Here is a 12,848-nt window from a genome sequence, read left to right on the forward strand (position 1 = left end):
GAGGGGCTGGGGGTTTCCCGTCAGTCCCATCGTCGTTCCGTGTCGTGCCGGCCTGTCAAGGGCGCTCCCTGCGGTCGCGTCACTTCGTGATCGCCTTCGGCGACCCTTGACAGCCCGTCCCGCCCCGGAAAGCCGAAAGACTGCCGGGAAACCCCCAAAAGAACGGTCACGGGGCAAAAGCAGGAGGAGCGGGTCCCTCAGAGATGGGCGAGGGGCCGAGGGCCGGTCGGCCGGGCATCCGGGCCCCCTTGATCCCTGGGTCAGGGCCGGGGGCCCGGCTACCTGCAGAAAAGGTTGATCAGAGCGACCTGCGGACCACCCAGACGCGACAGATCGCTACACGCTCCTCATTGCTTGGCGTCCGGCGCCCGTCCGGGGCTGATACCCGCAGTTGAGGACGACCAGGACAGCCGGGAAGCGGGCGGGCGCGTGAGATCGCTACGCGCTTCTCTGATCCCGGCGGCTGGCGGCCGTCTGGGGCTGATACCCCCGCCCCGGGCGCGTCATAGCGCTCGATGGGCGGCCGGGGGTGCGGGTGGCTTGGCCGGGAGATCATCGGGCGCCGGTCAGGCGGGTTCGTGCCAGAGCTGTGGGTCCACGGGGAATCCGGCTCTCTCGACGGACCTGATGGCCTGGGTGATCGGGTCCGGGGTGCTTGTCTCTCCTCAAGGGGTGCGGACGGCGAGCTCGATGTTGGTGACGGCGGTGGTGCGCGGCCGGAGGCGCCCCGGATGTAGGCCAGCTCCATCCAGCGCTCGAGTCCGGGAAGCCGACGGCCCAGCCGTCTTGGAACAGTTTCCGGGTACGTCTTCCGGACCATCCGGGAGCAGCTCGGCCACACGCAGGACAGCCTCGCGGAGGCCTTTCACCTCTCGACGGACGCCATCGCGGGATGGGAATCCGGCAGACGGCCGCTCACGGCACTCTCCGTCGGGCAAATGCTCGGACACCGTCATCGGCTCATGCGCATGGGGACTCCGGCATCCTTACTCGCCGCCCTGGAAGGAGCGATGGAGGCGGATGTCCTGTTGCTGAGTGCCCTCGGAGGGGACGAGTCGACCAATGTCAGCCCTCTTGGGGCATGGGTCATGCAGCGCGATCTGGTGGAAGTGCTGGCTTGGCCGCTCAACGGTGAAGCCCCGGAGTCCATGCGTGCGCTGCCGCTGCCGAGCCGCTCCCGGCGCGGCCCGGTACCAAGCGGGCCCGAGTTGGGCAGGGCAGAACGCGCCCACTTCTTCCAGTACTTGCGCACGGCGGCCGAAGAGGCCTGTGCGGCTGATCAGTTCCTACTGCGCCGACAAGCCCTGTACCTCGCGGGCTACGACCAGGCAGCGGCTCCAGGGCATCGAATACAAGGCCCAGGGCTACGCGAACGCACAACGCTGGATCGACAACAGCCGCGGCCGACTGACCACGGAAACCGCCCAGCGCCTCGCCGACGAACTCCTCGCCCATGGCACCCTGGGCTGGCTTCGCGCAGCCATGGGCGAACAGCCCTGACGGTCTTATCAGCCCCGGACGGCCGTCAGTCGCCGAGATGTGAGAAGCGCGTAGCGATCCGATGCGCCTGTCCGCTTCCCCCAGCGCTCTGATCGACCTTTGGCGCGGGTATCAGCCCCAGGCGGTCGCCGGACGCTGAGACATGAGGAGCGCGTAGCGATCTGGTGCGTCTGGGTGGTCCGCAGGTCACTCTGGTCAACCTCTCGTGCAGGTAGCCGCGCCCCCGGTCCGGAATCGCCGTCATGGGGGCCCGGATGCCTGGCCGGCCAAGGCCCGGCCCCTCGCCCATCGCTGACGGACCCGCTCCTCCTGCTTTTGCCCCGTGACCGTTCTTTTGGGGGTTTCCCGGCAGTCTTTCGGCTTTCCGGGGCGGGGCGGCCTGTCAAGGGTCGCCGAAGGCGATCACGAAGTGACGCGACCGCAGGGAGCGCCCTTGACAGGCCGGCACGACACGGAACGACGATGGGACTGACGGGAAACCCCCAGCCCATCCCTGACACGGGCCAAGGGGCTACCGCCCCCCCCGCTCCCGCCCCACCGCCCCCACCCCCCCGCAGGGTGGATGCCCCGCCCGCGCCGCGAGTCGCGTGCCCCCGCCCGGCGGGGGCGTTCCGCTTCCTGTGGGCGGTACCCTGGAGTGTCCCCCGTCCGCGTGAACCCTGGAGTCCGGCTGTGCGCATCGACCTGCACGCCCACTCCACGGCTTCCGACGGCACCGACACCCCCGCCGAGCTGGTGCGCAATGCCGCCGCGGCCGGGCTGGACGTGGTCGCGCTGACCGACCACGACACCGTCGGGGGATACGCCGAGGCCATCGCGGCCCTGCCCGCCGGGCTGACGCTGGTCACCGGTGCCGAGCTGTCCTGCCGCCTCGACGGGGTCGGCATGCACATGCTGGCGTACCTCTTCGACCCCGAGGAGCCCGAGCTCGCCCGTGAGCGGGAGCTCGTACGGGACGACCGGACCCCCCGCGCCCAGTCCATGGTGGCCAAGCTCCAGGCGCTCGGGGTGGACGTCACCTGGGAGCAGGTGGCCCGGATCGCGGGGAACGGCTCCGTCGGCCGCCCGCACATCGCCACCGCCATGGTCGAGCTGGGGGTCGTCCCCACGGTCTCCGACGCCTTCACCGCGGACTGGCTCGCCGACGGCGGCCGCGCGTACGCCGAGAAGCACGAGCTCGACCCCTTCGACGCCATCCGCCTGGTCAAGGCGGCCGGCGGGGTCACCGTGTTCGCGCACCCGGCGGCCGTCAAGCGCGGCGAGTGCGTGCCCGAGTCCGCGATAGCCGCGCTCGCGGCCGCCGGCCTCGACGGCATCGAGGTGGACCACATGGACCACGACACCGCCACCCGCGCCCGGCTGCGCGGGCTGGCCGGGGACCTCGGTCTGCTGACGACCGGCTCCAGCGACTACCACGGCAGCCGCAAGACCTGTCGTCTCGGGGAGTACACGACCGACCCCGAGATCTACGGCGAGATCACGCGCCGCGCGGCGGGGGCCTTCCCCGTGCCCGGCGCCGGTGGAGACGCCCGCGCGTAAGCGCCGCGCCCACACGTCCCCCTCCCGCTTTTTGGTTACACCCCTCACTGCAAGGCATCACTGTGTTTGATTTCGCCGTCTTCGGATCCCTTTTTCTCACGCTTTTTGTGATTATGGACCCCCCGGGGATCACGCCGATCTTCCTGGCCCTGACCTCCGGCCGTCCCGCGAAGGTGCAGCGCCGCATGGCCTGGCAGGCCGTCTGCGTCGCCTTCGGCGTCATCGCCGTCTTTGGTCTCTGCGGCCAGCAGATCCTGGACTACCTGCACGTCTCCGTCCCCGCGCTGATGATCGCCGGTGGTCTGCTGCTCCTGCTGATCGCGCTCGACCTGCTCACCGGCAAGACCGACGAGCCGAAGCAGACGAAGGACGTCAACGTCGCGCTCGTCCCGCTGGGCATGCCGCTGCTGGCCGGCCCCGGTGCGATCGTCTCCGTCATCCTGGCCGTGCAGAAGGCCGACGGGTTCTCCGGCCAGCTCTCCGTCTGGGCGGCGATCGTCGCCATGCACGTCGTGCTGTGGCTGACGATGCGCTACTCGCTGGTGATCATCCGCGTCATCAAGGACGGCGGCGTCGTCCTGGTCACGCGGCTCGCCGGCATGATGCTCTCCGCCATCGCCGTCCAGCAGATCATCAACGGCGTGCTCCAGGTCGTCCGCGGCGCCTGAGCCCCGCACTCGCCCGCTCGCCCGCGCGTACGAACGCCCCCGCACCGGATCGGTGCGGGGGCGTTTCGGGAAGCATCAGGAGGACGCACTCTCGGCCGGTCGGATAAGGATGCGCTGGCCGATGGCGGCCGCCTGCTGCACGATCCGGTTGACGGAGGCCGCGTCCACGACGGTGCTGTCCACGGCGGTTCCGTCGACGTCGTCCAGGCGCAGAATCTCGAAGCGCACGGCTTCTCCCTTCGTCGGTGTTCTCCTTGCACAGGGGTCAACAGGGACCGCGTGAGAAACATTCCCTACGCTAAGGAAATTTTTTCCCTACCTAACTACCGGCCGCTCGAAGATCGCCAGAAGTCCCCTAGAGCACCCGCTGTGACCTGCGGGTTCTCCGCGTTTGGAGAGTGCTCGGCCCCTTCGACGACCACCCGGGAAGCCCCCAGACGTACGGCCATCTCGTCCATCAGCGGCACCGGCCAGGCGTAGTCGACGACCCCGGACAGGACCAGCTTCGGCAGCGGCACCGCCGCCAGCTCCGCCACCCGGTCGGGCTCCGAGATCAGCACCCGCCCGGTGGCGATCAGCTGCTCGGGTACGGTGCCCAGCCAGCGCTCGCGCAGGAACGCCGCCAGTTCCGGCGCGTCGGGCTCGGCGTCCTGCGGGTCCTGGGCCCGCATCGCCGCCCACACCGCCGGCATGTCGTCCCGCAGCTCCTCCAGGGCCATGACCAGCAGCTTCGTACGGGCCTGCTGCTCCTCCGTGATGGCGGCGGGCCCGCTGCTCATCAGGGTGAGGGAGGCGAAGGGCGCGGGGTCGCGCAGCACGGCGGCGCGCGAGATCAGCCCGCCGAGGGAGTGGCCGACCAGGTGCAGCGGCCCCCCGGCCTCCAGCGCCCGGGCCTGGGCCAGCACGTCGAGTGCCAGTTCCGAGAGCTCGTACGCGGACTCCTGGCGCGGGCCGGGGGTCTCGTACTGGCCGCGTCCGTCGACGGCGACGACCCGGTAGCCGGCCGTCGCGAGCGGCTCCAGCAGGCCGATGAAGTCCTCCTTGCTGCCCGTGAACCCGGGGACCAGCAGGGCCGTTCCGCGTACGGGCTCACCCGCCTCGTGCACGGCGAACTCGCCGCGGGCGGTGGTCAGGCGGCGGGCGCGGGCGACGGGCGGCAGGGTGAGGCGCGGCGGCTTGCTCATGGCCCGAGGTTACCGGCCCGTAGCCCCGGCCCGGGTACGGGAACCGGCCCGGGTACGGGAACGGCCCCGGCCCCCTCGTGAGGGGACCGGGGCCGTCGGGGGGCGTGTGCCCGGCAGGGTCAGCGGAACCGGCGGGTCGTCCGGACCGGCTCGACCGGCGGGGCCATCTGGAAGTCCGGCTCGGGCGCCGCGGGGGCGACGACCTTCCGGGCCCGGGTCCGGCGGGGCGCGGGCGCCTCGGCGACGACACCGTCGACCACGTCGGGGATCGGGGTCGCCACGGCCTTGCGGGTCGGGACGCGGCGCGGCTTGACCGGGGCGGCCGCGGCGGCCGGGGCCTCCGCCACCGGGGCCTCGACGGCCTCGGCCGTCTTGCGGGTCCGGGTGCGCTTCGGCTTGGCCGGGGCCTCGTCGGCCACCGGGGCGTCGGCGGGCGGCGCCTCGACGGGGGCCTCGACGACGGCGGCGGCCGTCTTGCGGGTCCGGGTGCGCTTCGGCTTGGCCGGGGCCTCCTCGACCGCGGCCGGGACCTCGACGACGACCTCCGCGACCGGCGCGGCGGCGACAACCGGAGCCTCGGCGGCTTCCGTCACCGCGGCGACGGCCGAAGCGGTCACCCGGGTCCGGCGGCGGCGCGGGCGGCGCGGCTCGTCGGCGGCGGCGGGAGCGGCCTCGACGGGAGCGGCCTCGACGGGGACGGCCTCGACGGGAGCTTCGGCGACCGGGGTCACGGCGCCCGCCTCGGCGGCCGTCTCGGCTCCGCCGCGGGTGCGGCGGCGCTGGCGCGGCGTACGGGTGCGCGCGGGGCGCTCCTCCGTCGCCACGGCGGCACCGCCGCGGCCGCCACGGCCACCGCGTCCGCCGGTCTCGCCCAGGTCCTCCAGCTCCTCGGCCTTCAGGCCGGCCCGCGTGCGCTCGGCGCGCGGCAGGATGCCCTTGGTGCCGGCCGGGATGTTCAGCTGCTCGTACAGGTGCGGGGACGTGGAGTACGTCTCCTCGGGCTCGTGGAAGTCGAGCTCCAGCGCCTTGTTGATCAGCTGCCAGCGCGGGATGTCGTCCCAGTCGACCAGGGTGACGGCGGTGCCCTTCGCGCCGGCGCGGCCGGTGCGGCCCACGCGGTGCAGGAAGGTCTTCTCGTCCTCCGGCGTCTGGTAGTTGATGACGTGGGTCACGCCCTCGACGTCGATGCCGCGCGCGGCGACGTCGGTGCACACCAGCACGTCGACCTTGCCGTTGCGGAACGCGCGCAGCGCCTGCTCGCGGGCGCCCTGGCCGAGGTCGCCGTGGACGGCGCCGGAGGCGAAGCCGCGCCGCTCCAGCTGCTCGGCGATGTCGGCGGCCGTGCGCTTGGTACGGCAGAAGATCATGGCGAGCCCGCGGCCCTCGGCCTGCAGGATGCGGGAGACCAGCTCCGGCTTGTCCATGTTGTGCGCGCGGAAGACGTGCTGCGCGATATTGGCGACGGTGGCGCCCTCGCCGTCCTCGGAGACGGCGCGGATGTGCGTCGGCTGCGACATGTAGCGGCGGGCCAGGCCGATGACCGCGCCCGGCATGGTCGCCGAGAACAGCATGGTCTGGCGCTTCGCGGGAAGCAGGTTCATGATCTTCTCGACGTCGGGCAGGAAGCCCAGGTCGAGCATCTCGTCGGCCTCGTCCAGGACGAGGGCCTTGACGCGGGACAGGTCGAGCTTCTTCTGCCCGGCCAGGTCGAGCAGGCGGCCCGGGGTGCCGACGATCACGTCGACGCCCTTCTTGAGCGCCTCGACCTGGGGCTCGTACGCGCGGCCGCCGTATATGGCGAGGACGCGGACGTTGCGGACCTTGCCGGCCGTCAGCAGGTCGTTGGTGACCTGGGTGCACAGCTCGCGGGTCGGAACCACCACGAGGGCCTGCGGGGAGTCGGTCAGCTGGTCGGGGCGGGCCCGGCCGGCCTCGACGTCCGCGGGGACGACGACCCGCTCCAGCAGCGGAAGGCCGAAACCGAGCGTCTTGCCGGTTCCGGTCTTCGCCTGGCCGATGACGTCCGTGCCGGAGAGGGCGACGGGGAGGGTCATCTCCTGGATCGGGAAGGGGGACACGATGCCGACGGCTTCCAGGGCCTCGGCCGTCTCGGGAAAGATCCCGAGTTCTCGGAACGTAGTCAGGGTGCTGCCTCTTCTGTGAGACGCGGCGCGAGGCGGCGAGGGGGGTCCTACCGTGCCGGGCTTGCAGTACTGCTGTGTACATACAAAGCTGCGCGGGACCACTGGCCTTCGCTCAAGCGCTTCTGCCGCTGAGGGGGCCCCTCGTGCGGGTCGGTGCGCATGGACGCACCACCACAGAGGGCGGTCGGGTGGAGCCGATCGGGCCACCGACCGGGCATCCTCATTCGGATGGCCCGCCGAGTATTCGGCAGGCGCATTACCACTGTACCCCGGAATCGCGCAGGTGTGTCGGGTGAATTCACCGGGTAGGCGTGTTTACCGGGGCCCACGGTGCGCAGGTGTGGTGACTTGTGCGGCCTTTCGGCGGGCTATTGTGCGGAGCATGTCGACCGTAGAAAACGCATCTCCCGCCGACGACGACGCCCCGGCGCAGGGCATCGCCGCCCAGGACTGGGCGACGGCCTCCGCCTCCCCGCAGTACCGGGCGGCCGTGGTGGACCTGCTCGGCGCGCTGGCGTACGGGGAGCTCGCGGCCTTCGAGCGCCTCGCGGAGGACGCGAAGCTCGCGCCCACCCTGGGCGACAAGGCCGAGCTGGCGAAGATGGCCTCCGCCGAGTTCCACCACTTCGAGCGCCTGCGGGACCGCCTCGCGGCCATCGACGCCGAGCCGACCGCCGCGATGGAGCCCTTCGCCAAGGGCGTCGACGACTTCCACCGCCAGACCGCACCCTCCGACTGGCTGGAGGGCCTGGTCAAGGCCTACGTCGGCGACTCGATCGCCAGCGACTTCTACCGCGAGGTCGCCTCCCACCTCGACACGGACACCCGCGCCCTGGTCGTCGGCGTCCTCGACGACACCGGCCACGGCGGCTTCGCCGTCGAGAAGGTCCGCGCCGCCATCGAGGCCGACCCGCGCTGCGGCGGCCGGCTCGCGCTGTGGGCCCGACGGCTGATGGGCGAGGCCCTCTCGCAGGCGCAGCGCGTGGTCGCCGAGCGCGACGCGCTGTCCACCATGCTGGTCGGCGGCGTCGACGGGATGGCGGCCGGCTTCGACCTGGCGGCCGTCGGCGAGATGTTCACCCGGATCACCAAGGCGCACACCAAGCGCATGGCGGCCCTGGGCCTCGCGGCCTAGCCCCCGGGCGGTTCAGCCGGGCTGCGGCGGCCGGGTCATCGGGCCCGGCCCCGGCCGCTCCCGGCCACGGCCGACGCGCGCGGCTCCAGCGGGACCCGAGGTCTGCTCAGCCCCCCGACGACAGCGAAAACGGAGCGCGCCGGGGGGACCTCCCGGAACCGGCGGCCGGGCGCAGCAGCAGGGACAGCACGACGGCCGAGACACCGACGCCGCCCAGCAGCGTCGCGAACAGGGTGTTGTGCCCCGGGCCCAGCGACATGTGCGTCAGGTACGCCCCGAACAGGGCCCCGACCACCCCGCTGACCAGCACCGTTCTGGTGGAGGGCAGGCGCGCCGCGAGCAGCCGCACGGCAACTCCGGCCAGTGCGAGGCCCAGCAGACCGGAGCCGAGCGCCTCCAACAGCAGCATCTGGTCACTCCCATGTGTGAGGGCAAACCGGGTCACTGCCGTCCTACCCGAAGCGGAAGAAAGGGAAACGGCCCGGCGGAACCATCCGCCGGGCCGTTCGCCTCGTTCCTCGGTGCTTCGAGAAGCGTCAGAGCGCCCCGAAACCGACCTTGCGCACGCTCGGCTCGCCCAGGTCGACGTACGACAGGCGGTCGGACGGCACGAGCACCTTGCGGCCCTTGACGTCGGTCAGGCTCAGCAGCGTCGACGTGCCGGACAGCGCGGCGGCCACGATGGCCTCCAGCTCCTCGGCGCTCAGGTCGCTCTCCAGCACGATCTCCCGGGGTGCGTGCTGCACGCCGATCTTGACCTCCACGGCTTTGTCCCTCCGACGGTCCGGTTCGCGCGATCAGCCGCGCCGTACCCGGTCCACATTAGCCCGGAGAGGGGACACGATCGGCTCGCGGCGGACACGCTCGCAGCGAACAGGGACCGACGCCAGGGCCGGTCAGGCCTCCGTGCCGTGCAGCGGGAAGCCGGCGATGCCCCGCCAGGCCAGGGAGGTGAGGAGGCCCACCGCCGTGTCACGGGGGACCGGGCTCTCGCTGGAGAGCCAGTACCGCGCCACGACCTGCGAGACCCCGCCCAGGCCCACGGCCAGCAGCATCGACTCGTCCTTCGACAGGCCCGTGTCCTCGGCGATCACGTCCGAGATGGCCTCGGCGCACTGGAGTGAGACCCGGTCGACGCGCTCGCGCACCGCCGGCTCGTTCGTCAGGTCGGACTCGAAGACCAGCCGGAACGCCCCGCCCTCGTCCTCGACGTACGCGAAGTAGGCGTCCATGGTCGCCGCCACGCGCTGCTTGTTGTCGCTCGTCGACTCCAGCGCCCCGCGCACCGCCTGCAGCAGGTTCTCGCAGTGCTGGTCCAGCAGGGCCAGGTACAGGTCGAGCTTGCCGGGGAAGTGCTGGTACAGCACCGGCTTGCTGACGCCGGCCCGCTCGGCGATGTCGTCCATCGCAGCGGCGTGGTAGCCCTGCGCGACGAAGACCTCCTGGGCCGCGCCAAGCAGCTGGTTGCGCCGGGCACGGCGCGGCAGTCGCGTGCCCCGCGGACGCGCTGCCTCGGTCTGCTCGATGGCTGTCACGCCGCCTCCCACTTTCTCTAAGAACACAGTGCGCTCTGCGCCGCGCCGCCATCGTACTTTTCGGTAACCGAATCTGGTGGGTTCAAGCCGAGTTTTCTCGCGGTACGGACCGCTCGGACACACGCCTGACACGCTGGTCAGCGCCCGTCGGGGCGGGTCAGCGGTAGTCCTCCTCGTCCAGGGGGACCACCCGGGCCTGCTCGGCGGCGTCCGCCTCCGGGGCCTCACCCCGGTCCAGGCCGAAGAGCGGTTCATCCTCCTGCGGCTGGATCTCGGTGTGCTGCTCGGCAGCGTCCGCCTCCGGGGCCTCGGCGTCGAGGGTTTCCCGGAGCTGTTCCCGGAAGGTGTCCGGTTCCGCAGGGTCGACAGTCATTCCGCTCCCCTCGCCTTCGCTCGTACTACTACGAGCCTAGGAGGATCGGGAGTGCGCCGCCAGACGGTCCTGTGACCGCGAACACAAGGGAACGCAAGGGGACCGGCGTGATCGTCTCGTAACATTGGCCCATGTCTTCGACCGAGCCGCCGGGCGTACGGTCCACCGCCGAAGCGGCCTCCCAGGTGGGTGCCGTCCGGGTGGCCGAGGGAGAGCAGCTGCGCACCGTCGCACTGCCGGGCCTGGAAATGAACGTACGTTTCCGGCCACCGCTGCGCGAGGGGCTGGCGCCGGCGCTCTTCGTGCACGGACTCGGCGGTTCCTCCCAGAACTGGTCCGCGCTCATGGAGCGGCTCGCGGGCACCGTCGACGGCGAGGCCGTGGACCTGCCCGGATTCGGCTGGTCCCCGCCGCCCGCCGACCGGGACTACTCGGTGACCGCGCTCGCCCGCGCCGTCATCCGCCACCTCGACGCCGCCGGGCGCGGCCCGGTGCACCTCTTCGGCAACTCCCTCGGCGGCGCCGTCTCCACCCGTGTCGCGGCCGTCCGGCCCGACCTGGTGCGCAGCCTGACGCTGGTCTCGCCCGCGCTGCCGGAGCTGCGCGTGCAGCGGTCGGCCGTGCCCACGGCCCTGCTGGCGCTCCCGGGCGTCGCCGCGCTGTTCGGGCGGCTCACGGTCCGGCTGACGGCCGAACAGCGCACCCGGGGAGTGACGGACCTCTGCTACGGCGACCCCTCACGGGTGACGCCGGAGGGCTTCCGGGCGGCCGTGGAGGAGATGGAGCGGCGCATGGCGCTGCCCTATTTCTGGGACGCGATGACCCGTTCCTCGCGGGGGATCGTCGACGCGTACACCCTCGGCGGGCAACACGGACTGTGGCGCCAGGCGCAGCGCGTGCTCGCACCGACCCTGCTGGTCTACGGTGGGCGCGACCAACTGGTCTCGTACCGTATGGCGCGCAAGGCGGCCGCGCATTTCCGCGGCTCGCGGCTGCTGACCCTGCCCGAGGCCGGGCACGTGGCGATGATGGAGTACCCCGAGGTGGTGGCGGCGGCGTTCCTGGAGCTGCTGCGCGATGCCGCGGAGCGGGAGACCGACCGAAGTACCGAAGACGGCAAGGGCTGAGGACGTGGGACGACATAGTCGCAAGGCCTCCGCCCCGGCCCGTCCGCAGCCGGAGCCGGAGCCCGGGCAACAGGCGCCGTACGCACCGCAGGCGTACGCGGCCGGCCCCTACGGGGACGGGCTGTACACGCCCGAACCGTACGAGCCCGCGCCCCACCCCTCCGAGCAGTACGCGCCCGGCCCGTACGCCGCCGGGCACCACGCCCCCGACCCGTACGCGGCCGACCCGTACGCGGCCGACCCGTACGCGGCCGACCCGTACGCGACGCACGACGCGTACCCGCACGACCCGTACGAAGCCGCGCCGCACGAGCCCGCGCCGCACGAGCCCGCGCCGTACGGCCGGCGGGCCGCCGATCCCACCGTCGTCCACCAGGGGTACGCGCCCCCGGCCCGCCCCGGCGGTCACCCCGAGCAGCGCGAAGCGGGCGGCGCCTGGGGCGACGGGCCCGCCACCCCGCCCCCGCCCGCCTCCGTCTACGGCGACTGGCGCGGCGCACCCCGGGCCGCCGCCGCACCCGCTCCGGCACCCGCCCCGGCTCCGGTCCGTGACACCGCCGGCTTCCCCCGGGCCGAGCAGCCGGAGCCCGCCCCGCGCGACCCCCTCACCTCGACCGGCTCGCACCGCAGGGTGCCCGGGCCCCGCAAGCCCGAGGCGTCCCCCGCCGCGCCCGCGAGCAGCCGCGGCACGAAGATCCGTACGTACACCGGCATGGCCGCGGCGGCCGTCACCACCGTGCTCGCCGTCGTGGTGGCCGGGCAGGTGGCCGCCGACGGGGACTCCGACACCGCCGCCGCCCGCGCCGCCGCCGGGGACGACGCCCCGAAGCGCACCCAGACCGACAGCTCCCCGGCCTCACGCTCCGACGGCCGTGCGACCCCGGACACCGCCCCGGTGCCGGCCGCGGCGCCGCCGACGTACGAGCAGCAGATGGCGCAGCAGCTGCCGATCGACGCGAAGCTCACCGGCCCGGGCACCTTCGACACCGTGCCCGGCGTGGCCAAGGCCCCCGGCAAGGGGAAGCGGGTGCGCTACCGGGTGGACGTGGAGCAGGGCCTCGGCATGGACCCGCAGCTGTTCGCCGACGCAGTGCAGCGCACCCTCAACGACCCGCGCAGCTGGGCCCACAACGACGCGATGGCCTTCGAGCGGGTGCCGGGCGGCGAGGCCGAGTTCGTGATCACCCTGGCGAGTCCCGGGACCACCGGCGTCTGGTGCGCCAAGTCCGGGCTGGACACCACCGTCGACAACGTCTCCTGCGACTCGGCCGCGACCGAACGCGTGATGATCAACGCCTTCCGGTGGGGCCAGGGTTCGCAGACCTACGGCGCCGACCAGATGCTCGCCTACCGGCAGATGCTCATCAACCACGAGGTCGGACACCGGCTCGGTCACGGGCACGTCAACTGCCAGACCCCGGGCGCCCTCGCTCCGATCATGCAGCAGCAGACGAAGTCCCTCGACATCGACAACATCCCCTGCAAGGCCAACCCCTGGGTGCATCCCGGGAGTTGAAGCCGGCCCGGGCGCAGCGGCGCGGCCTCGGCGGCGCGGCGCCGCGGGTCCGGCGGCGCGGCCGCTCCGCGCGCCGGGCCGAACGCCAGGAGGCCTTCGCGTAACGCCCTTCTTAGCGTGCTCGAAC

12 protein-coding genes and 2 pseudogenes are annotated in these 12,848 nt (G+C 72.6%); 7 read left to right on the plus strand and 7 right to left on the minus strand.

Annotated elements, in window-relative coordinates:
- Positions 1 to 818: 818 nt before the first annotated feature.
- The 4 genes and pseudogenes from AC069X_RS02345 to AC069X_RS02360 all read left to right on the plus strand — a co-directional run.
- Positions 819 to 908, plus strand: a pseudogene (locus AC069X_RS02345) (helix-turn-helix domain-containing protein); the annotation flags it as partial.
- Between the two features lie 427 nt (positions 909 to 1,335).
- Positions 1,336 to 1,500: pseudogene (locus tag AC069X_RS02350) on the plus strand (HD domain-containing protein); the annotation flags it as partial.
- Positions 1,501 to 2,172: 672 nt separating this feature from the next.
- Positions 2,173 to 3,039, plus strand: coding sequence for a PHP domain-containing protein (locus AC069X_RS02355; protein ID WP_478724190.1), 867 nt, complete (start codon positions 2,173 to 2,175; stop codon positions 3,037 to 3,039).
- Positions 3,040 to 3,101: 62 nt separating this feature from the next.
- Positions 3,102 to 3,707, plus strand: a complete 606-nt coding sequence (locus AC069X_RS02360; protein WP_478724192.1) for a MarC family protein — start codon at positions 3,102 to 3,104, stop codon at positions 3,705 to 3,707.
- A gap of 75 nt (positions 3,708 to 3,782) precedes the next feature.
- On the opposite strand, the gene AC069X_RS02365 is transcribed toward AC069X_RS02360, so the two are convergent.
- The 3 genes from AC069X_RS02365 to AC069X_RS02375 form a co-directional block, all read right to left on the minus strand.
- A complete protein-coding gene (locus AC069X_RS02365; RefSeq protein ID WP_007266367.1) occupies positions 3,783 to 3,935 on the minus strand; it encodes a hypothetical protein in 153 nt (50 codons plus the stop codon).
- Positions 3,936 to 4,030: 95 nt separating this feature from the next.
- Entirely contained in the window at positions 4,031 to 4,891 is an 861-nt protein-coding gene (locus AC069X_RS02370; protein WP_478724194.1) for an alpha/beta fold hydrolase, read from the minus strand.
- Between the two features lie 119 nt (positions 4,892 to 5,010).
- Positions 5,011 to 6,969, minus strand: a complete 1,959-nt coding sequence (locus tag AC069X_RS02375; protein WP_478724196.1) for a DEAD/DEAH box helicase — start codon at positions 6,967 to 6,969, stop codon at positions 5,011 to 5,013.
- Between the two features lie 448 nt (positions 6,970 to 7,417).
- Here AC069X_RS02375 and AC069X_RS02380 point away from each other — a divergent pair, with 448 nt between their 5' ends.
- Positions 7,418 to 8,170 (plus strand): ferritin-like fold-containing protein, encoded by a 753-nt coding sequence (locus AC069X_RS02380; protein ID WP_478724198.1) that lies wholly within the window; start codon positions 7,418 to 7,420, stop codon positions 8,168 to 8,170.
- Between the two features lie 106 nt (positions 8,171 to 8,276).
- Here AC069X_RS02380 and AC069X_RS02385 read toward each other — a convergent pair whose 3' ends face one another.
- From AC069X_RS02385 to AC069X_RS02400, 4 genes are all read right to left on the minus strand, one after another.
- Positions 8,277 to 8,579 (minus strand): hypothetical protein, encoded by a 303-nt coding sequence (locus tag AC069X_RS02385; RefSeq protein ID WP_478724200.1) that lies wholly within the window; start codon positions 8,577 to 8,579, stop codon positions 8,277 to 8,279.
- 127 nt (positions 8,580 to 8,706) lie between these two features.
- Positions 8,707 to 8,934 carry a DUF3107 domain-containing protein gene (locus AC069X_RS02390; RefSeq protein ID WP_478724202.1) on the minus strand — a complete coding sequence of 76 codons (228 nt, stop codon included), beginning with the start codon at positions 8,932 to 8,934 and terminating at the stop codon, positions 8,707 to 8,709.
- A 132-nt stretch (positions 8,935 to 9,066) separates the two neighbouring features.
- Complete coding sequence (locus tag AC069X_RS02395) at positions 9,067 to 9,705, minus strand: TetR/AcrR family transcriptional regulator (protein ID WP_478724204.1); 639 nt, start codon at positions 9,703 to 9,705, stop codon at positions 9,067 to 9,069.
- A 157-nt stretch (positions 9,706 to 9,862) separates the two neighbouring features.
- On the minus strand, positions 9,863 to 10,078 hold the full coding sequence (locus tag AC069X_RS02400; RefSeq protein ID WP_478724206.1) for a hypothetical protein: 216 nt from the start codon (positions 10,076 to 10,078) through the stop codon (positions 9,863 to 9,865).
- A gap of 131 nt (positions 10,079 to 10,209) precedes the next feature.
- Between AC069X_RS02400 and AC069X_RS02405 the strand changes: the two genes are divergently transcribed.
- Positions 10,210 to 11,205 (plus strand): alpha/beta fold hydrolase, encoded by a 996-nt coding sequence (locus tag AC069X_RS02405; protein ID WP_478724208.1) that lies wholly within the window; start codon positions 10,210 to 10,212, stop codon positions 11,203 to 11,205.
- 4 nt (positions 11,206 to 11,209) lie between these two features.
- Positions 11,210 to 12,721 (plus strand): DUF3152 domain-containing protein, encoded by a 1,512-nt coding sequence (locus tag AC069X_RS02410; RefSeq protein ID WP_478724210.1) that lies wholly within the window; start codon positions 11,210 to 11,212, stop codon positions 12,719 to 12,721.
- Positions 12,722 to 12,848 lie beyond the last annotated feature (127 nt).

This window comes from Streptomyces sp. NPDC043896, assembly GCF_056435605.1.